We start from the raw sequence: 20,539 nt of genomic DNA on the forward strand, positions 1-20,539 counted from the left end.
GATGTATATTGAAATGGTAGATGAGACTGGTCAAGTCTCTGACGAAATCTTAAAACAAACGCAAGAAATTTTAGAATTTGCTGCTCAAAAAATTGGGAAAGAAGACAAGGAAATGGCTGTGACTTTTGTAACCAATGAACGCAGTCATGAACTAAATCTTGAATACCGTGATACGGATCGTCCGACGGATGTCATCAGTTTAGAATACAAGCCAGAGATGGAGATTTCTTTTGACGAGGAAGACCTTGCAGAAAATCCAGAATTGGCAGAGATGATGGCGGAATTCGATACCTATATTGGGGAGCTCTTTATTTCAATTGACAAGGCGCGTGAGCAAGCCGAAGAATATGGCCACAGCTTTGAGCGCGAAATGGGATTTTTAGCAGTGCATGGTTTTCTTCACATCAATGGCTATGATCACTATACGCCGGAAGAAGAAAAGGAAATGTTTGGCTTACAGGAAGAGATTTTGACAGCCTATGGACTCACAAGACAATAAGCGAAAATGGAAAAATCGAGACTTCACTTCAAGCCTGGAGTTTGCGATAACAGGAATTTTCACTGCAATCAAAGAAGAGCGCAATATGCGCAAGCATGCCTTATCAGCCCTTGTAGCAATTCTTGCTGGTTTGGTATTTAGGATTTCTGCGACAGAATGGCTCTTTTTATTGCTCAGCATCACCTTGGTGATTGCGTTTGAAATTATGAATTCAGCCATTGAAAATGTGGTGGATTTAGCTAGTAACTACCATTTCTCCATGTTGGCAAAGAATGCCAAAGACATGGCAGCTGGAGCAGTCCTCGTCGTTTCAGGCTTTGCATTACTAACAGGACTGGTGATTTTTGTGCCCAAATTCTGGGCCTTGGTATTTGGATAAGAGGGAGACTTCCCTCGTGAAAGGATAATATGACATTTAAATCAGGTTTTGTAGCCATTTTAGGACGTCCCAATGTTGGGAAGTCAACGTTTTTGAACCACGTCATGGGGCAAAAAATTGCCATCATGAGTGACAAGGCGCAGACAACGCGCAATAAGATTATGGGGATTTATACGACGGATAAGGAACAGATCGTCTTTATCGATACCCCAGGGATTCACAAACCCAAGACAGCCCTTGGAGACTTCATGGTGGAGTCGGCCTATAGCACTCTTCGAGAAGTGGATACCGTTCTCTTTATGGTCCCAGCAGATGAACCGCGTGGGAAGGGCGATGACATGATTATCGAACGCCTCAAGGCTGCTAAGGTGCCGGTTATTCTTGTGGTCAATAAGATCGACAAGGTGCACCCTGACCAACTTTTGGCGCAAATCGATGACTTCCGTAGTCAGATGGATTTCAAGGAAATCGTGCCGATTTCAGCCCTCCAAGGAAACAATGTTTCGCGTTTGATTGATATTTTGAGCGAAAACTTAGAAGAAGGTTTCCAATATTTCCCTGCTGACCAAATTACTGACCACCCAGAGCGTTTCTTGGTCTCTGAAATGATCCGTGAAAAGGTCTTGCACTTGACGCGGGAAGAAATTCCCCACTCTGTTGCCGTGGTCGTGGATTCCATGAAGCGGGATGAAGAAACCGATAAGGTTCATATCCGTGCAACCATCATGGTCGAGCGCGATAGCCAAAAAGGGATTGTCATCGGAAAAGGTGGCGCCATGCTCAAGAAGATCGGGACCCTTGCGCGTAAGGATATCGAGCTCATGCTAGGGGACAAGGTCTTCCTAGAAACCTGGGTGAAAGTCAAGAAAAATTGGCGGGATAAGAAATTGGATCTTGCCGATTTCGGATACAACGAAAAAGAATATTAAGAAGAGGTGGGCAGAAGCCTGCTTCTTGTTTTTGAAAGGAGTTCTATGCCTGAATTACCAGAAGTAGAGACGGTTCGACGCGGTCTTGAGAAATTAATTCTTGGAAAAACCATTCAGTCAGTGGAAGTAAGGTATCCTAAGATGATTCAGACGGATCTAGATGCTTTTTGTCAAGATCTTCCAGGTCAAGAAATTCGGGCCATGGGGCGCCGTGGGAAATACCTTTTATTTTATCTGACGGATCTGGTCCTCATCTCGCATTTGCGGATGGAAGGCAAGTATTTCTTTTATCCAGACGAGGTTCCTCTTCGCAAGCATGCCCATGTCTTCTTTCATTTCACAGATGGTGGTACTCTGGTCTATGAAGATGTCCGCAAGTTTGGGACCATGGAAGTCCTAGTACCTGAGCTTGACGACAGCTATTTTTTGGCGAAAAAAATTGGTCCAGAGCCGACGGAAGCGGATTTTAAAGAACCAGCCTTCCAAGCAGCTCTTAAAAAATCAAAGAAACCCATTAAATCAGCTCTTTTAGACCAAAAATTAGTGGCCGGTCTGGGCAATATCTATGTGGATGAGGTCCTTTATCGAGCCAAGGTTCATCCAGCTCGTTTGGGTCAAAGCTTGACTGCTAGAGAAGCCAAAGCCGTTCGCAAAGAAACGATTGCTGTGCTTGCTCAAGCTGTTGAAAAGGGTGGCTCCACCATTCGCTCCTACAGCAATGCTTTTGGAGAAGACGGCACCATGCAGGAAGAACACCAGGTCTATGGAAAAACAGGCCAGCCGTGTTTGCGCTGCGGGACGCCGATTGAGAAAATTCAGCTGGGGGGACGTGGAACCCATTTTTGCCCTCACTGCCAAAAGGAGAACTAGATGGCGAGAATCATTGGATTAACAGGAGGGATTGCTTCAGGAAAGTCCACTGTCACCTCCTATTTGAGAGAAAAAGGCTATCCGGTTATTGATGCTGATCGAGTGGTCCATGACTTGCAAGCACCAGGAGGAGCCCTCTACCGTGTCTTAGTAGATCATTTTGGGAGAGAGATCCTTACCAAAGAAGGAGAGCTGGACCGCGTCGCTTTGGGTCAGCGGATCTTTTCAAATCCTAGTGAAAGAAACTGGTCCAATCGCGTCCAAGGCAGGCTTATTCGTGAGGCTCTAGCTGAGGTAAGAGATAGACAAGCTGCACAATCCGGTCTCTTTTTTATGGATATTCCTCTCTTAATCGAGCAAGGCTATGAAGAGTGGTTTGAATCTGTCTGGTTGGTAGCTGTGTCAAAAGAAACCCAGCTCAAGCGCCTGATGGAACGCAACCACTTATCGGAACTGCAGGCCCAAGAACGCATCGCGTCTCAAATGACGCTAGATGAAAAAAGAGCCCATGCAGATCTGGTTCTAGACAATAATGGCGATCTAACGGCCCTCTATGCCCAATTAGATGTAGCCCTACAACAATTAGAAAGAAGATGATTTTATCACAAGAGAAATCAATTGGCGTAAAAATCTATATATTGCCTGGATCGGGTGCTTTTTCATCGGAGCCAGCCTTTCTTTAGTCGTTCCTTTTATGGCCCTCTTTGTGGAAGAGTTGGGTGTTACGGGCAAGGCTGTTCCCTTTTATGCTGGCATAGCCGTTGCGAGTTCTTCTGTAACCTCTGCGATCATGTCTCCCATCTGGGGGAGCCTAGCCGACCGCTATGGTCGAAAACCCATGATGCTTAGAGCTTCCATTGCCATGACGCTGACCATGGGAGGCATTGCCTTTGTCCCATCCGTCTTTTGGCTCTTGGTCCTACGCTTGCTCAATGGGGTCTTTTCAGGCTTTGTCCCCAATAGTACAGCCCTGATTGCCAGTCAAGTTCCCAAGGACCAATCTGGCTATGCCCTAGGGACCTTGTCGACCGGTGTCGTGGCTGGAACCTTGATGGGTCCTTTGATTGGGGGACTCATTGCCGAAAATCTAGGAATGCGCAATGTCTTTCTCTTGGTCGGCTTCTTCTTATTTTTGGTTTCCCTCTTAACCTTCTGGGGCATTGAGGAAGACTATGAGCCCCTTCCAAAAGAAGAACAAAAATCCAGTTGGCAGTTGCTCAAATCTATTCAGCAGAAGGATATTCTCTTGGGCCTCTTTTTGACCAGCATGACCATTCAAATGATCGCTCAATCTATTTCTCCGATCCTGCCTCTTTATGTGCGAGCTTTGGGACAAAGAGATAACCTGATCTTTGTATCGGGGATGATTGTTTCAGCTATGGGAGTCTCTAGTATGCTCTTTTCAGGTTGGATGGGAAAACTCGGAGACCGAATCGGGAATCACCGGCTCTTATTAATCGCCCTTCTTTATAGTGGCTGTCTCTATATCCTTTGTGCCCAAGCGCAATCACCCCTTCAATTAGGGATTTTACGCTTCCTCTTTGGGATCGGGACAGGAGCCCTACTACCAGGAGTTTCTGCATTATTGAATCGTTTAACCCCTCCTGAAGGGATTTCTCGGATCTTTAGCTACAACCAGCTCTTTTATTACTTAGGTGGTGTATTAGGGCCAATGATGGGATCGAGTATTTTCATGCATTTTGGCTATCATTGGGTATTTTACGGTACAGCCCTTTTGGCCTTTACCGATTTGATGTTCCTCTTATTCTTATTTAGAAAGTATTTGAAAGTGAGAGACGTACGTGCGAATTAAAGTTCAATTGACCTGCACCAGCTGTGGGAGTCAGAATTATTTGACCAGTAAAAATACCAAAACCCATCCTGAAAAGATCGAGGTCTTGAAGTATTGTCCCAAGGAAAGAAAAGTAACCTTACATATTGAATCAAAATGATTTTCATGGTATAATAGTGAGGATTTTAAGGAGTTTTGAATATGAGCGGAGCATTAACAACTATTTTACTAGTATTATCAGTATTGATTATTATCGCAATTTTTATGCAACCAACAAAAAACCAATCGAGCAACGTCTTTGACGCAAGCTCAAATGACTTGTTTGAACGTTCAAAAGCGCGCGGGTTTGAAGCCGTGATGCAGCGTTTAACAGCTATTATGATCTTCTTTTGGTTATTGATCGCGATGATCTTAATGGTACTTTCTAGTAGATAAGATAGGCTCAGACAATGTCTTTGCCTATTTTTATTTTGCAAAACGATGATTATAAAATTAGATAGAAAAAAGGAGGCTGGATAACCAGCAAAAAATTAATGAAAACAGATATAAAAGAATATTTACAAGAGCATGACAAAGCCCAGATCAATGATCTGGCAGCAGCTCTAGGAAAAGAAGGATCTAAGGATTTTCGTGACTTGGTCAAAACCATCTCTCTGATGGAACGCCGTCATGAGTTGAAATTCGAGGATGATGGCTCTCTTCGTTTGGCTCAAAAGAAGGCCCCAGCCATTACCCTCAAGGGGCTCTTTCATGCCCATAAAAATGGCTTTGGCTTTGTCAGTTTAGAAGGCGAAGAAGAGGACCTCTTTGTTGGTCGAAATGATGTCAACCACGCCATCGATGGGGATACTGTTGAGATCGTCATTACCAAGGTAGCAGACCGAAACAAAGGAACGGCAGCAGAAGCTAAGATTATTGATGTCTTGGATCATAGCGTCAAAACGGTTGTTGGACAAATTGTTCTGGATGAGGAAAAGCCCAAATATGCCGGCTACATTCGTTCGAAAAATCAAAAAATCAGCCAGCTGATCTATGTGAAGAAGCCAGCCATCCAATTGGAAGGGACCGAAATCCTCAAAGTCGAAATTGATCAATACCCGAGCCGCAAACACAATTATTTTGTGGCGACTGTGCGGGATGTGGTCGGTCATGTGACAGATCCAGGAATCGATGTCTTGGAAGTGTTAGAATCCATGGACATTGTCTCAGAATTTCCAGAAGAAGTGCTGAAAGAGGCTGAGCAGGTTCCAGATGCACCGTCTGCAAAGGATTTAGAGGGGCGGTTGGATCTGCGAGAGGAGATTACCTTTACGATCGACGGAGCGGATGCCAAAGACTTGGACGATGCGGTCCATATCAAGCCGCTCAAGAACGGCAATTTTGAGCTGGGGGTTCACATCGCAGATGTCTCTTATTACGTTACAGAAGGCTCAGCACTTGATAAGGAAGCTCTAAATCGTGCAACTTCTGTCTATGTGACTGACCGAGTAGTACCCATGTTACCAGAGCGTCTCTCTAATGGGATCTGTTCTTTAAATCCAAATGTGGACCGCTTGACCCAGTCTGCCATCATGGAGATTGATCCTCATGGCAAGGTAGTCAAGCACACCATTACCCAAACAGTGATCAATACGACCTTCCGAATGACCTATAGTGACGTCAATGATATCTTAGCAGGCGACGAAGAAAAGGCTCAAGAGTTTAAGAAAATTGTCCCAAGTATTCATCAAATGGCCACCCTGCATGGTATTCTAGAAAGCATGCGGATTCGCCGAGGAGCCCTCAATTTTGATACCAATGAGGCTAAAATCCTAGTCAATAAAGAAGGAAAACCAGTTGATATCGTCCTCCGTCAAAGAGGAATTGCGGAGCGGATGATTGAGTCCTTTATGTTGATTGCCAATGAAACGGTGGCGGAGCACTTTACGCGACTGAAACTGCCGTTCATCTACCGGATCCATGAAGATCCAAAGGCAGAAAAAGTACAGAAGTTTATCGATTATGCTTCCAGCTTTGGGATCCAAATCTACGGAACGGCTAGTGAGATGAGTCAAGAAGCCCTACAAGAAATTATGCGCAAGGTCGAAGGAGAACCCTATGCAGACGTTCTCTCAATGATGTTGTTGCGCTCGATGCAACAGGCCCGCTACTCAGAGCACAACCATGGCCACTATGGGCTTGCTGCTGAGTTTTATACCCACTTTACCAGTCCCATCCGTCGGTATCCGGACCTGATGGTTCATCGAATGGTGCGCGAATATGGAAAATCCCAAGAAGTGGCTGAACACTTTGAACAAGTCCTTCCAGACATTGCCAGCCAATCCTCTAGTCGGGAACGCCGGGCTATTGATGCCGAGCGCGAAGTAGAAGCCATGAAGAAGGCTGAATACATGGAAGACTATGTTGGTGAAGAATACGATGCCGTGGTTTCCAGTGTGGTAAAATTTGGCCTCTTTGTGGAGTTGCCCAATACGGTTGAAGGTTTGATCCATATTACTAATCTTCCTGAATTCTACCATTTTAACGAACGGGATCTAACCCTTCGCGGAGAAAAATCAGGAGTGACCTTCCGTGTCGGTCAGCAAATCCGGATCAAGGTAGAAAGAGCCGACAAGATGACAGGAGAGATTGATTTCTCTTATATTCCAAGTGAATGGGATGTCGTCGAAAAAGGTCTCAAGTCTAAAGGACGTGACCGAGATGGCAATCGTAGAGATCGCAGACGCAAGGACAAAAAAGTTTCTAAGGGATCAACCGCTAGAAAAGATGACAAGCGGAAAGATTCTTCCTCTAAATCCAAAAAGAAAAAAGGGAAGAAACCATTTTACAAGGAAGTAGCAAAGAAAGGAGCCAAACATGGCAAAGGGCGAAGGAAAGGTAGTCGCGCAAAATAAAAAGGCGAGACATGACTACACCATCGTGGATACGATTGAAGCAGGGATGGTGCTGACGGGGACAGAGATCAAAAGTGTCCGTGCGGCACGCATTAACTTGAAAGATGGCTTTGCACAAGTAAAAAATGGCGAAGTTTGGCTTAGCAATGTCCACATTGCCCCTTATGAGGAAGGCAATATCTGGAACCAAGATCCAGACCGTCGTCGCAAGCTCCTTCTTCATAAAAAGCAAATCCAAAAGCTGGACCAAGACACCAAAGGGACCGGAATGACCTTGGTGCCTTTGAAGGTCTATCTCAAGGACGGCTATGCCAAATTGCTTTTGGGGCTCGCTAAAGGGAAACATGATTATGACAAGCGTGAATCCATCAAGCGTCGGGAACAAAACCGGGACATCGCACGGGTCATGAAACAATACAATACACGTTAAAGAAAAAGACAGTTTTGAAACTTGTTTCAGATCTGTCTTTTTTCTTGGAGATGGGCTCTCCTTTTTCCAACTTGTAAAAAGGGGCTTTTTTCTGTATGATAAGGGTAGTGAAAGAAAAAGGAGAAGCAGCATGACACAAAAATTGATCGCCTACAAACGCATGCCTATCTGGACTAAGGATAGCATGCCAGAAGCTCTTCAAAGAAAGCACAATACCAAGGTAGGAACCTGGGGGAAGATTACAGTTTTAAAAGGTCAGTTACGATTTATTGAATTGACCGAAGAGGGGGAAGAAATCGCGAGCCACCTATTTGAAGCAGGAGCAGAGAACCCCATGGCTGAGCCCCAGGCCTGGCACCGTGTGGAAGTAGCGACGGACGATGTGGAGTGGTACTTGGAATTTTACTGTGAGCCAAAAGACTATTTCCCCAAAAAATACAATACCAATCCTGTCCATTCAGAAGTGCTAGAAGCAGTGGGAATTGTCCCAGCTGGAAAGGCGCTGGATCTAGGATGCGGGCAAGGTCGAAACGCCCTCTTTTTGGCCCAACATGGCTTTGACGTAACAGCGGTGGATCAAAATGAACTGGCTCTTGAGATCTTACAAAGTATTGTCGCTGAGGAAGATCTAGAGATGCCAGTGGGACTCTATGATATCAATGCTGCAGCTCTTACCCAAAACTATGACTTCATCATATCGACTGTGGTCCTCATGTTTTTAGAGGCTGATCGGATTCCAGCGATTATCCGCAATATGCAAGAGCATACCAATCCAGGTGGTTACAATCTCATTGTCTGTGCCATGGATACGGAAGATTATCCTTGCCAGATGCCCTTCTCGTTCACCTTTAAAGAAGGAGAATTGGCGGAGTATTACAAGGATTGGGAATTGGTCAAGTACAATGAAAATCCAGGCCATCTCCATCGTCGAGATGAAAATGGCCATCGGATTCAACTTCGATTTGCAACCATGTTGGCAAAGAAAAATAAAGAAAAAGCAGGATGTTAAGATCCTGCCTTCAGATTGAAGACAAAGTCATATAAAAAACCTTCCTTAGGTGAGTACGGACGTTAGGTGAAATTATCCAGTGGATGATTTCAGCAATCCAAGAAGTTCCAAGACTTAGTTTTGAGCCTAGGGTCTCAAAACTCCCGAGTGCCTGAAATGTTATTGTTTCAGGCACTTTTCTCACAGCGGAAAGTTTCGGTATTTTCTTGAATCGATTTAAAAATTGGAACTCATTTTTATTTTTTTTTGCAAAATCGCTTAACTTATTTTACTTTAAAGTAATTTGTCTACATTCTAAAAGTAGGATGTTAGGATCCTGCCTTTTTGCTTTCTACAAACAAGTTGGACAAGGTGATCTGAATGTTGTTTATTTGCCAAAAAGAAAAACCTTCTCCATAAAGGTAGGAGAAGGTTGGGGAATTTAGTTCCAGTTAGCAAAGTCGCAGACGCTGAGAATGATCGTCCCGATTTCGATTGGCTCTTCCTTGGCACCGGATTCTAACCAGGTCACAATTACAGATTCAATCGTAGCGATGAAAATTTCTAGCCCATACTTGTATGGAACTTGAAAGTCTGAAATGATGTGTTCTTTCGCATGGGGAGTATCGTCTAGTGCATGGAGGGTAAAACTTCTTACCAATTTACGGAAGTCCGAGCAGCAGGATTGGGACAACGCATAAATAAAATCATAATTCTCTTTAATAGCAGTCAAGACATTGAGAAAGTTCACCTTGACAGGGCTTCCTTCAACGAAGAGGCTATCCAATTCTTGCATCATGTCCATTTTCATTTGCTCAAACATGTCGTATTTATCGACATAGTGCAAGTAGAAGGTCCCGCGGTTAATCCCAGCGGTTTCAGTTAATTGTCGAATAGTGATGCTTTCAAAAGGTTGTTGCAAGAGGAGTTTTGAGAGCGCATTTCGTAAGTCTGACTTGGTTGTTGTTTGTCTTTGGCGTACCATATGTTCCTTTCTGTAGTTGTATAAATTTATTCTTATTTATTTGACGTTAAAATAATTTATAGGTTAAATAATTTCACGACACTAACAAAGAGCATTATACTCCAAAAGAATAAATTAGACAACAATTCTCATTTTTGTACAGATAACGAAAAATGTACAAAAATTTTAAAAGTTTATGAGTGACGGGCACTGACAAGATTTTGTGAAAATCTCACAATAATTAGTGATTTAAAATAATTCCCTCCTAAAAAAATGGTCAGGAAATTTTTAGGAAATGGAGGAGCAAGATGGAAAAGGGAGTGTAATAAACCAAAAGAGGCTGGGACAAAAGTCCTAGCCTCTCAATTATTTTTGGATTGTCGAGCAAGACGCAGTGGTTGAGTGGGCTCTACTACGCTGATTTCATCAGCTTATACAGCCCTACTCAACTGTGCGGAGGTGGGACGACGAAATCGAATTCTAACGAATTACCGATTTCTGTCCCACTCTCTCTTTATTTGATAAAAGTCGTCACGATCAAATTGAAATTTAAGATAGTTAAGACAATCGCAACGAGATAGCCTAAGAAAGTATTCCATTTCGCATTAACATGTTCTCCCATGATTTCCTTGTTGGAGGTGAAATAAACCAGAGGGAAGATGGAGAATGGAAGAGCCGCTGATAGGAAGACTTGAGAGTAGACTAGAAGGTCGTCGAGGACATGTTCCTGATCTCCAAATAAGATCGCAACGATGATGACAGGAAGAAGGGCAATGATCCGAGTCATGAGACGAACGACCCATTGTGGCAGGCGGAATCTCAAGAAACCTTCCATAACGATTTGACCGGTTAGGGTCCCAGTAATGGTTGAATTTTGACCACTAGCTAACAAAGCGATGGCAAAGAGAGTGGACAAGAAAGGACTTGCGATGGCACCAGCAATATGGTTATCCTTGAGGGCATTGTACATGCTAGAGAAAGCACCAATCTTATCTCCGTGCCCGAAGAAGAGGGCCGCTCCAAGAATCAAGAGGAGGGAGTTGACGACGAAAGCCAAACTCAATTCAATATTTGAATCCCAGGTCATAAAGCGCACTGCCCGTTTGATATCTGCTGGATCCTTATAATCAACTTTTCGCGTTTGCGAAATGGAAGAGTGGAGGTAGAGGTTGTGGGGCATTACCGTTGCCCCGATGATTCCAAGTGCCAAGGTCAAGGCTTCATTTCCTTTTGGAAGCCCAATTCCCAGTACTTCTTTTTGAGGCAGGAATCCAGCAAAGATTCCCCCGATATCTGGTTTCGATAGGAAAACCAGATAGCCGAAAATTGCAAGGATCGTGAGGATCAAGGTTGAAACGATGGCCTCGATCTTTCGAAATCCTAGATGCATGAGCCCCAATAAGAGGAAGACATCAAAGATGGTGATCAGAATGGAAAAAAGCAAGGGCCAGCCAAAAAGAAGGTGGAGGGCAATCCCTGATCCGATGACTTCTGCTAAATCTGTCGCCATCAGGGCAAGCTCGATCACAATCCAAAGGGTATAGCGAAGCCATTTTGGCAAGTGATGGGCGGTTGTTTGGGCCAGGTCCTTACGATGGACAATTCCTAGTTTACCAGCCATTTGTTGCAACTGCATGGCGATTAAAGAGGAGAGAAGAACCACTGATAAGAGTAGGTAACGGTATTGGGCCCCTCCGACGACACTAGTAATCCAGTTTCCCGGATCCATATAGCCGACAGCTACTAGACTTCCTGGTCCTGAAAAGAGCAGGAGGGTCTTCCAAAAAGGGATGCCTTTTGGTACGTCAATAGATTGGTTGATTTCTTGAAGTGATTTCCTTTCAAACTGTTGTAAACTCATGATGAGCCTTCTTTCTAAGAATAAATCAATTTGTCTCCATTATAGCATAAAATATATAATAGTTCATGATAATGAGAGGTTTCTTGCCCTTTTTAGTGAAAAATCATTTGAAAATCAAATAAATAGAAAAAAAGGAACTTCCTATAAATAGTTGTTTCAGGCTGAAAGATTTTTGAGGCTTTGTTATAATGGAGAGAAGGAGAAGATCATGACTAAAATTGCTTTACTTTCAGATATTCATGGAAATACGACAGCTTTGGAAGCTGTCCTTGAGGATAGTCGAAAAGCCAAGGTGGATGAATATTGGCTCTTGGGTGATAGTTTGATGCCTGGAACAGGCAGACGCGCCCTTTTGGAGCTGTTAGAGGAGCTTCCTATTACGGTGAAAGTCCTTGGAAACTGGGAAGATAGTCTTTGGCGCGCCATGAGGGGGATGTTGGATGAGACTAGATCAAGCCATCGCTACCTTATGCGCCAGTGTCAATATATTCTTGAAGAAATCACGCCTCAGGAAATTGAAGCCATGCAGGAAATGCCCATGCAGGTCCATAGAGAAATCGCCGGTTTAAAGATCGGCATTACCCACCACTTACCCGATAAGAATTGGGGTCGGGAATTGATCCACATTGGTGAGCAGAAGGATTTTGATCGCTTGGTGACAAATCCGTCTTGTGATATTGCAGTCTACGGACACATTCACCAGCAGTTTTTTCGCTACGGGACAGGAGGAGAACTGATCATCAATCCTGGGTCGATCGGTCAACCTTTCTTTTTGGAAAAGAATCTTCGCAAGGATCTTCGGGCCATGTATGCCATTCTTGAATTTGATCAAATGGGGCTAAAAGATATCGATTTTAGACGGGTGGATTATGATGTGCAAAAAGAACTCCAACTTGCTAAAGACCTCCATCTTCCTTATTATCAAGTGTATTATGAAAGTTTGGTCAATGGCATTCATCATACCCACGATCATGAGCTACTTCATGAGATTGAGCAGAGAGAAGGTCATGATCGAGAAATCGATGCTTGGTTAGAGGACTTTTTTCAATAGTGTAACTGTTGACATTACAACAAAAACTAGTATAATAAGGGTAGTAAGAGTCGTCTGTTGACAATCGTCCAATGGATGTCACTTTTAGAACAGGCAGAAAGGAGAAAAGACATGCAAATTTCGAGTCGGTTTACCATTGGAACCCATGTACTAGTGATGATTGCCCTAAAAGGGGACTGTACCAAGGTGACCAGTGATATGATTGCTGAGAGTGTTGGGGTGAACCCGGTCATTATTCGAAAGACCTTGTCTCAGTTAAAGAAAGCGGGATTGATCCATGTAGCGCGTGGGACAGGAGGAGCTGAACTCGCTAAAGCAGCAGATGAGATCAGTCTGCTGGATATCTATCAAGCGGTCGAATGCTTAGGTTCGACAGGCCAATTATTTGGTTTCCATGAAAACCCCAATCCAAATTGCCCAATAGGTCACAATATCCATCATGTCTTAGATGGGAAGCTCGAAGACATTCAGACTGCTATGGAAAAAGAGATGGCTCAAACCAGCCTAAAAGAAGTCGTAGAAGACGCGCAGAAAAGAATGGACCTCGAATCGGTTTCATAAGAAAAAAGAGAGTGGGACAGAAATCGGTCATTCGTTAGAATTCGATTTCGTCGTCCCACCTCCGCACAGTTGAGTAGGCTGTAAAAGCTGATGAAATCAGCGTAGTAGAGCCTACTCAACCACTGCGTCTTGTTCGACAATCCAAAAAAAATTAAGAGGCTAGGACTTTTGTCCCAGCCTCATTTTTTATATTTATTGACGAAACATTCTGTTTGCTGCGACTTGGATCTACAAAAGGATTAGTCAAAGTAAAGCAAGTCTTTGCTGGTTTCTGTAAAGAGTCCAAAGCCGTCTTTTGTGACATAGCCGCAGTCTTCGATACGGACTCCGACTTTACCTGGGATATAGATCCCAGGTTCGACTGAGAAGCACATGCCTTCTTCAAGCACCAGGTCATTTCCTTCCATAATAGAAGGGAATTCATGCACATCCATACCGATACCGTGTCCAAGGCGGTGGTTGAAGTATTCACCATAGCCAGCTTTTTCGATGACGCTCCGTGCAGCACGGTCAACGTCATGTGCGGTTACACCAGGTTTGATCATATCGATGGCTGCTTGTTGAGCTTCTAACGTCAAGTGGTAGATTTCTTTTTTGAAATCATCCGGTTTTCCAACCGCGACGGTACGGGTCATATCTGATGCATAACCATTGACCATACAGCCAAGGTCAAAGAGCAAGAGAGCATTGTTTTCGACTTTATTGCTTCCAGGAATTCCGTGTGGGTTAGCTGCATTATTCCCCGTCAAGACCATAGTTTCAAAGCTCATTTCATAGCCCAAGCGTTTGATGCCAAAGTCGATTTCTGCCACGATATCAGTTTCCGTTTTATCCAGTGAGATGGCGTCAAAACCCATATTGACAGCCTTATCTGCGTATTGACCGGCCACCAACATCTTTTGGATCTCATCAGCAGATTTGATCAAGCGCATGCGGTTAATCCGTGGTGTTAAGTTAGTAAATTCCGCTTTTTCAAAGACAGTGCGCAATCCATTGTACTTGGTCAGAATCAAGTTATCATATTCAAGTGCAACAGTTTTGGCATCTGGTTTAGCGATAGCCCCTTTAATCTTTTCCCAAGGGTTTTCAGAATCTACATAGCCAACTACTTGGAAATCGACAACTGCAGTCGCCCGTTCCACTTCAAGTGCAGGAACGAAGAGAAGGGGTTCGTGGTCTGTATAGACGAACAAGAAGAGTTGGCGTTCGTGGGGATCACTGTAAAATCCAGTCAGGTAATTGATCGTGACAGGATCAGATACAACAGCGACGTCTGTTTTTTCAGTTTCAAGAAATTCGACGATTTGATCTAATTTAGACATAATGCTACCTTCTTTCTATGGATCTATTTTGTCAAATTTTCCCCAAAAAAGCAAGAGTTTACAAAATTTTACCAAAATACTTGAAAGTGTTTACAATCCATGATAAAATAGGATTAATTAGAGAGTGAAAACGAAATTTTCAATAATGAAAGGAAATCTTATGAATACAGACGATACAGTAACGATTTATGATGTCGCCCGTGAAGCAGGGGTTTCAATGGCAACCGTTAGTCGTGTAGTGAATGGAAATAAGAACGTTAAAGAAAATACACGTAAAAAAGTTTTGGAAGTGATCGAACGCTTGGATTACCGTCCAAATGCTGTTGCGCGTGGTCTTGCTAGCAAGAAAACCACAACAGTCGGTGTTGTGATTCCAAACATCACGAATAGCTATTTCTCTACATTGGCTAAGGGGATCGATGACATTGCGGAAATGTACAAGTACAACATCGTCCTTGCAAATAGCGATGAAGACGATGACAAAGAAGTTTCAGTAGTAAACAACCTCTTTTCAAAACAAGTGGATGGAATCATTTTCATGGGCTATCACTTGACAGAAAAGATTCGCTCAGAGTTTTCACGCTCTCGGACGCCAGTCGTCCTTGCTGGGACAGTCGATGTAGAACACCAATTACCAAGTGTCAATATCGACTACAAGCAAGCGACTGTTGATGCTGTTGCACAATTGGCAAAACACAATAAGAAAATTGCTTTTGTAAGTGGCCCATTGGTGGATGATATCAATGGAAAAATCCGTTTGGCTGGCTATAAAGAAGCTTTGAAAACGAAAAAATTGAGCTACAGCGAAGGACTTGTCTTTGAATCGAAATACCGTTATGATGAAGGTTACAACTTGGCAGAACGCATCATTGCGTCAAAAGCAACAGCTGCTTTTGTGACAGGTGATGAATTGGCTGCAGGTCTCTTGAATGGCTTGTCTGATCACGGTATCAAAGTACCAGAAGACTTTGAAATCATTACTAGTGATGATTCACAAGTAACACGTTACACGCGTCCAAATCTATCAACGATTGGCCAACCCTTGTATGACCTTGGTGCGATTAGTATGCGTATGTTGACCAAGATCATGCACAAAGAAGAGTTGGAAGAACGCGAAGTGTCGTTGTCTCATACGATCAACCAACGTGGAACGACGAAAAAATAAGGATTAGTAGACTAGAGTCTCGACTTGGGAAGACGTGTTTACTAGTCTGAGAGGTTAGAACAAAACTGTTCTAGCCTCTTTTTTATACTAGAAACAGGTAGAGACTTGCTGGGCACTCTTTATTTCGGTATAATAGAAGGTATGAAAGTTTTACTGTATTTAGAAGGAAAATCCGTATTACAAAAATCAGGAATTGGTCGAGCCTTGCAGCACCAAATGCATGCGCTGGATTTGGCTGGGATTCCGTATACGACAGATATTTTAGGGGATTATGATGTGGTGCATATCAATACCTATGGCCCACGGAGTTTCCTTTTGCTCCATGCAGCAAAGCGTCGTGGAAAGAAAGTCATCATGCATGGCCATTCAACCCGTGAGGATTTTGAAAATTCCTTTATCGGGTCTAACTTTTTTGCGCCCTTGTTTGGGAAGTATTTGGCTCACATGTACCAAAAGGCAGACTATGTGATCACGCCATCTGAGTATTCTAAACACTTGATTCAGTCTTATGGGGTGACTACACCGATTATCGCGGTCTCCAATGGAATTGATTTGGAAAAATACAAGAAGGATCCGAAAAAAGAAGAGGTCTTCCGCAAGCATTTTAATATCCAAGAAGGCCAAAAGGTTGTCATCTGTGCAGGGCTTTATTTTAAACGCAAAGGGATTGAAGATTTCGTAGAAGTGGCCCGTCGCATGCCGGATGTGCGCTTTATTTGGCTAGGTTCTATCAACAAATGGATCATTCCGCGTAAGATTCGTCGTATCGTGGAAAAGGATCATCCGAGTAATGTGGAATTCCCTGGCTACTTCAAGGGAGCGGTCTTCCAAGGGGCTATGACAGGTTCAGATGCTTTCTTCTTCCCATCTTATGAGGAAACAGAAGGAATCGTTGTTTTGGAAGCCTTGGCCAGTCATCAGCACACGGTCTTGCGGGATATTCCAGTATACAATGGCTGGATTGACGAGACGTCTTCTGAATTGTGCCATAATGTAGACGAATTTGTGGATTCCTTGAACAAGGTCTTGAACGGACAAGTAGACAAGCGGGAGGCTGGTTACAAGGTCGCCGAAAGTCGTTCGATCGACTTAGTGGCTTATCAATTGGTCGAAGCCTATCAAACAGTTTTGGAGATGTAAGATGCGTGTAGGATTATTTACAGATACCTATTTCCCGCAAGTTTCGGGAGTGGCGACCAGCATTCGGACGCTCAAAACAGAATTAGAAAAATTGGGTCACACGGTCTTTATCTTTACGACAACGGATAAAGATGTCAACCGCTATGAAGATTGGCAGATCATTCGGATTCCAAGTGTGCCTTTCTTCGCCTTTAAGGACCGCCGCGTTGCTTATCGTGGCTTCTCAAAGGCGCTTGCCATTGCCAAGCAATACCAGCTGGATATTATCCATACCCAGACTGAGTTTTCACTGGGCCTTTTGGGAGTGTGGATTGGACGCGAGTTGCGGATTCCAGTCATTCATACCTACCATACCCAGTATGAGGACTATGTCCGCTATATTGCAAGAGGCATGGTCATTCGCCCAAGTATGGTCAAATACATTGTCAGAAGTTATATGAATGATCTGGATGGCGTGATCTGTCCAAGTGAGATCGTCTATGACTTACTTCAAAAGTACAAGGTCAAGGCAGAAAAACGTATTATTCCGACAGGGATTGATTTGGCTAAGTTTGACCGGCCGGAAATCACTCCGACAGAGACAGCTGCTCTTCGTGAAAAATATGAAGTCGCAGAAGATGAAACGCTCTTATTGAGCCTGTCGCGGGTTTCTTATGAAAAGAATATTCAGGCTGTTATTGCGGCTCTTCCTGATGTCCTCAAGGTCAATCCAAAAGTTAAGTTGATCGTTGCTGGAGATGGTCCTTATTTGGATGATTTGAAAAAACAAGCGGCGAAACTGGGGATTTCAGATGCGGTTGTCTTTACAGGGATGATCCCACCAAATGAGACAGCTCTTTACTATAAGGCGGCTGACTTCTTTATTTCAGCTTCAACGAGTGAGACGCAAGGGTTGACCTATTTAGAGAGTATTGCAAGTGGTACTCCGATTATCGCTCATGGCAATCCTTATCTCGATCATGTGATTGATGACCCTATGTTTGGAAAGCTCTTTTATGAGGAGAGCGATCTGGCACAAGCGATTCTTGAAGCGATTGACGAGATGCCTGCAATTGATGAGACCAAGTGGGCAGAAAAGATTGATGATATTTCTGCAGCAACCTTTGGCCGTCGGGTCTACGAATTTTACCTGGATAAAATCATCTCTAAAGACTTTTCAAATGATTTGAATCCTGAGCAAAGCCGGGTTAAGCGGATGTCTAAGACCATTGTGAAAATCCCGACCAAGGTGATTGCTCTTCCGGTCAATGGATCTGTGAAGATGATGAAGGCTTCGGTCAAACAAGTGAAGAAAATCCGTAAAATCACGCATTTCTTTGATTGAAAATGAAATTTTTTCTTGCAAAATTTTTCAATCGTGCTATAATAACTGACAGAGACATATCAAATCTAGGAAATCTGATAGAGAGCGCGTGGGGCTGGAAATCGCGTAGAGGATAGGTTTGGGACTACTCGTGATTCTTTTATGCAAACATAAAACGGTGGCTACGTTAGAGCCAATCAGAGGTGTCCCTCTTTTTTGAGGAACATAAATGAAGGTGGAACCACGTTGCGACGTCCTTTCGAGGAGGTCGCTTTTTTGATTTCTTAATGAAGAAATCTAAAGAAGAGATGATTCCAATGTTCAAAGACACCTCCCACCCATTTAGCTACTAAAAACTTTATAAGGAGAAAATCATGATTCAAATTACTTTCCCAGATGGCGCTGTTCGTGAATTCGAATCTGGCGTTACTACTTTTGAAATTGCCCAATCAATCAGCAATTCCTTAGCAAAAAAAGCTCTTGCTGGTAAATTCAACGGCAAATTGATTGACACAACTCGTGCTATCACTGAAGACGGAAGCATTGAAATCGTGACACCTGATCACGAAGATGCTCTTCCAATCTTGCGTCACTCAGCGGCTCACTTGTTCGCTCAAGCAGCTCGTCGCCTCTTCCCAGATATCCACTTGGGTGTCGGTCCAGCCATCGAAGATGGTTTCTACTACGATACAGACAACCAAGCTGGTCAAATCTCTAACGAAGACCTTCCTCGTATCGAAGAAGAAATGAAGAAAATCGTTAAAGAAAACTTCCCATCTATTCGTGAAGAAGTGACTAAAGATGAAGCGCGTGAAATCTTCAAAAATGATCCATACAAATTGGAATTGATCGAAGAACACTCTGAAGACGAAGGTGGTTTGACGATCTACCGTCAAGGTGAATACGTGGATCTCTGCCGTGGCCCACACGTTCCATCAACAGGCCGCATCCAAATCTTCCACCTTTTGAATGTGGCAGGTGCTTACTGGCGTGGAAATAGCGATAACGCTATGATGCAACGGATTTACGGTACCGCTTGGTTCGACAAGAAAGATTTGAAGAACTACCTTCAAATGCGTGAAGAAGCTAAAGAGCGTGACCACCGTAAACTTGGGAAAGAGCTGGATTTGTTCATGATTTCTCAAGAAGTTGGTCAAGGTCTTCCATTTTGGTTGCCAAATGGTGCGACCATCCGTCGTGAGTTGGAACGCTATATCGTTGATAAAGAAGTCGCAGCAGGCTACCAACACGTCTACACTCCACCAATTGCTTCTGTAGAACTTTATAAGACTTCAGGTCACTGGGATCACTACCGTGAAGACATGTTCCCACCAATGGATATGGGGGATGGAGAAGAGTTTGTTCTTCGTCCAATGAACTGTCCTCACCATATCGAAGTTTACAAACACCATGTGCACTCTTACCGCGAATTGCCAATCCGTATCGCTGAAATCGGTATGATGCACCGTTATGAAAAATCTGGTGCCCTTACAGGACTTCAACGTGTGCGTGAAATGTCTCTGAATGATGGTCATACCTTTGTGGCTCCAGAACAAATCGAGGAAGAATTCAAGAAGATCCTTCAATTGATCATCGATGTGTATGAAGATTTTAACTTGACAGATTATCGTTTCCGCTTGTCTTACCGTGATCCTGAAGACAAACACAAATACTTTGACAACGATGAAATGTGGGAAAATGCTCAACGTATGTTGAAAGCAGCCGTTGATGATATGGGTGTTGAGTACTATGAAGCTGAAGGGGAAGCAGCCTTCTACGGACCAAAATTGGATATCCAAGTGAAAACAGCTCTTGGTAAAGAAGAAACTCTTTCAACGATCCAACTGGACTTCTTGCTTCCAGAACGCTTTGATCTTCATTACATTGGAGCAGACGGGGAAGAACACCGTCCAGTTATGATCCACCGTGGGGTTATTTCAACTATGGAACGCTTTACTGCGATCTTGATTGAAAACTACAAGGGAGCTTTCCCAACCTGGCTTGCGCCACACCAAGTAACCCTCATCCCAGTATCGAACGAAAAACACGTGGACTACGCTTGGGAAGTAGCTAAGAAACTTCGTGACCGTGGTGTCCGTGCTGATGTAGATGAACGCAATGAGAAAATGCAGTTCAAGATTCGTGCTTCTCAAACTCAAAAAATTCCTTACCAATTAATCGTTGGGGACAAGGAAATGGAAGAGCAGGCTGTAAACGTTCGCCGTTATGGTCAAAAAGAAACAGAAACCATGCCGGTAGATGCATTTGTAAAATTGATTCTTGCAGATATTGCAAATAAATCTCGTGTTGAGAAATAAAACGATCACAGTCTGATAAATATTTTTAGTAAGAAAAAGCAACAACTATTTCAGTTGTTGCTTTTTCTATTTT

Annotated in this window: 20 protein-coding genes; 17 read left to right on the forward strand and 3 right to left on the reverse strand. The window is 43.5% G+C overall.

Going from position 1 to position 20,539, the window contains the following annotated elements:
• Position 1 precedes the first annotated feature (1 nt).
• The 11 genes from ybeY to tehB all read left to right on the forward strand — a co-directional run bounded on the left by ybeY (position 2) and on the right by tehB (position 8,802).
• On the forward strand, positions 2–499 hold the full coding sequence (ybeY, locus tag HMPREF2704_RS06090) for an rRNA maturation RNase YbeY (protein ID WP_003005431.1): 498 nt from the start codon (positions 2–4) through the stop codon (positions 497–499).
• Positions 480–878 (forward strand): diacylglycerol kinase family protein, encoded by a 399-nt coding sequence (locus tag HMPREF2704_RS06095; RefSeq protein WP_003008202.1) that lies wholly within the window; start codon positions 480–482, stop codon positions 876–878. Before ybeY ends, HMPREF2704_RS06095 begins: the two co-directional genes overlap by 20 nt.
• A 29-nt stretch (positions 879–907) precedes the next feature.
• On the forward strand, positions 908–1,807 hold the full coding sequence (era, locus tag HMPREF2704_RS06100; RefSeq protein WP_003004993.1) for a GTPase Era: 900 nt from the start codon (positions 908–910) through the stop codon (positions 1,805–1,807).
• A gap of 45 nt (positions 1,808–1,852) precedes the next feature.
• Positions 1,853–2,677: a DNA-formamidopyrimidine glycosylase gene (mutM, locus tag HMPREF2704_RS06105; RefSeq protein ID WP_070845979.1), complete on the forward strand. Its 825-nt coding sequence runs from the start codon at positions 1,853–1,855 to the stop codon at positions 2,675–2,677.
• A complete protein-coding gene (coaE, locus tag HMPREF2704_RS06110) occupies positions 2,678–3,274 on the forward strand; it encodes a dephospho-CoA kinase (protein WP_070845981.1) in 597 nt (198 codons plus the stop codon).
• A 16-nt stretch (positions 3,275–3,290) separates the two neighbouring features.
• On the forward strand, positions 3,291–4,490 hold the full coding sequence (locus tag HMPREF2704_RS06115; protein WP_305367076.1) for a multidrug efflux MFS transporter: 1,200 nt from the start codon (positions 3,291–3,293) through the stop codon (positions 4,488–4,490).
• Positions 4,480–4,629 carry a 50S ribosomal protein L33 gene (rpmG, locus tag HMPREF2704_RS10850; protein ID WP_003005699.1) on the forward strand — a complete coding sequence of 50 codons (150 nt, stop codon included), beginning with the start codon at positions 4,480–4,482 and terminating at the stop codon, positions 4,627–4,629. The genes HMPREF2704_RS06115 and rpmG overlap by 11 nt, the downstream gene beginning before the upstream one ends.
• 41 nt (positions 4,630–4,670) lie before the next feature.
• Positions 4,671–4,904, forward strand: coding sequence for a preprotein translocase subunit SecG (gene secG / locus HMPREF2704_RS06120; protein WP_003008189.1), 234 nt, complete (start codon positions 4,671–4,673; stop codon positions 4,902–4,904).
• 98 nt (positions 4,905–5,002) lie between these two features.
• Positions 5,003–7,363 (forward strand): ribonuclease R, encoded by a 2,361-nt coding sequence (rnr, locus tag HMPREF2704_RS06125; protein WP_070845984.1) that lies wholly within the window; start codon positions 5,003–5,005, stop codon positions 7,361–7,363.
• Complete coding sequence (gene smpB, locus HMPREF2704_RS06130) at positions 7,326–7,793, forward strand: SsrA-binding protein SmpB (RefSeq protein ID WP_003005443.1); 468 nt, start codon at positions 7,326–7,328, stop codon at positions 7,791–7,793. Before rnr ends, smpB begins: the two co-directional genes overlap by 38 nt.
• 130 nt (positions 7,794–7,923) lie before the next feature.
• Positions 7,924–8,802 carry an SAM-dependent methyltransferase TehB gene (gene tehB, locus HMPREF2704_RS06135; protein WP_070845986.1) on the forward strand — a complete coding sequence of 293 codons (879 nt, stop codon included), beginning with the start codon at positions 7,924–7,926 and terminating at the stop codon, positions 8,800–8,802.
• A 421-nt stretch (positions 8,803–9,223) separates the two neighbouring features.
• On the opposite strand, the gene HMPREF2704_RS06140 is transcribed toward tehB, so the two are convergent.
• The gene (locus HMPREF2704_RS06140; protein WP_070845988.1) at positions 9,224–9,766 is read right to left on the reverse strand and encodes a TetR/AcrR family transcriptional regulator; all 543 of its coding nucleotides are present in this window, start codon (positions 9,764–9,766) and stop codon (positions 9,224–9,226) included.
• 493 nt (positions 9,767–10,259) lie between these two features.
• Positions 10,260–11,606, reverse strand: coding sequence for an Nramp family divalent metal transporter (locus HMPREF2704_RS06145; protein ID WP_003013089.1), 1,347 nt, complete (start codon positions 11,604–11,606; stop codon positions 10,260–10,262).
• A 208-nt stretch (positions 11,607–11,814) separates the two neighbouring features.
• Here HMPREF2704_RS06145 and HMPREF2704_RS06150 point away from each other — a divergent pair, with 208 nt between their 5' ends.
• Together HMPREF2704_RS06150 and HMPREF2704_RS06155 are read left to right on the forward strand one after the other, a co-directional pair.
• Complete coding sequence (locus HMPREF2704_RS06150) at positions 11,815–12,657, forward strand: metallophosphoesterase family protein (protein WP_049474334.1); 843 nt, start codon at positions 11,815–11,817, stop codon at positions 12,655–12,657.
• A gap of 111 nt (positions 12,658–12,768) precedes the next feature.
• Positions 12,769–13,218: an Rrf2 family transcriptional regulator gene (locus HMPREF2704_RS06155; protein WP_045759708.1), complete on the forward strand. Its 450-nt coding sequence runs from the start codon at positions 12,769–12,771 to the stop codon at positions 13,216–13,218.
• A 239-nt stretch (positions 13,219–13,457) separates the two neighbouring features.
• On the opposite strand, the gene HMPREF2704_RS06160 is transcribed toward HMPREF2704_RS06155, so the two are convergent.
• Positions 13,458–14,540 (reverse strand): M24 family metallopeptidase, encoded by a 1,083-nt coding sequence (locus HMPREF2704_RS06160; protein ID WP_049483716.1) that lies wholly within the window; start codon positions 14,538–14,540, stop codon positions 13,458–13,460.
• Between the two features lie 160 nt (positions 14,541–14,700).
• Between HMPREF2704_RS06160 and ccpA the strand changes: the two genes are divergently transcribed.
• From ccpA to thrS, 4 genes are all read left to right on the forward strand, one after another.
• Positions 14,701–15,705 (forward strand): catabolite control protein A, encoded by a 1,005-nt coding sequence (gene ccpA / locus HMPREF2704_RS06165; protein ID WP_070845990.1) that lies wholly within the window; start codon positions 14,701–14,703, stop codon positions 15,703–15,705.
• Between the two features lie 141 nt (positions 15,706–15,846).
• A complete protein-coding gene (locus tag HMPREF2704_RS06170; RefSeq protein ID WP_003008161.1) occupies positions 15,847–16,845 on the forward strand; it encodes an LTA glycolipid anchor biosynthesis glycosyltransferase, IagA/BgsA family in 999 nt (332 codons plus the stop codon).
• A gap of 1 nt (position 16,846) precedes the next feature.
• Positions 16,847–18,169 carry a glycosyltransferase family 4 protein gene (locus tag HMPREF2704_RS06175; RefSeq protein ID WP_049485662.1) on the forward strand — a complete coding sequence of 441 codons (1,323 nt, stop codon included), beginning with the start codon at positions 16,847–16,849 and terminating at the stop codon, positions 18,167–18,169.
• A gap of 353 nt (positions 18,170–18,522) precedes the next feature.
• Complete coding sequence (gene thrS / locus HMPREF2704_RS06180; RefSeq protein ID WP_070845992.1) at positions 18,523–20,466, forward strand: threonine--tRNA ligase; 1,944 nt, start codon at positions 18,523–18,525, stop codon at positions 20,464–20,466.
• The last annotated feature ends 73 nt before the right edge of the window (positions 20,467–20,539 follow it).

The organism is Streptococcus sp. HMSC076C09, assembly GCF_001837905.1.
In the GTDB taxonomy this organism is placed as follows: Bacteria; Bacillota; Bacilli; order Lactobacillales; family Streptococcaceae; genus Streptococcus; species Streptococcus parasanguinis_I.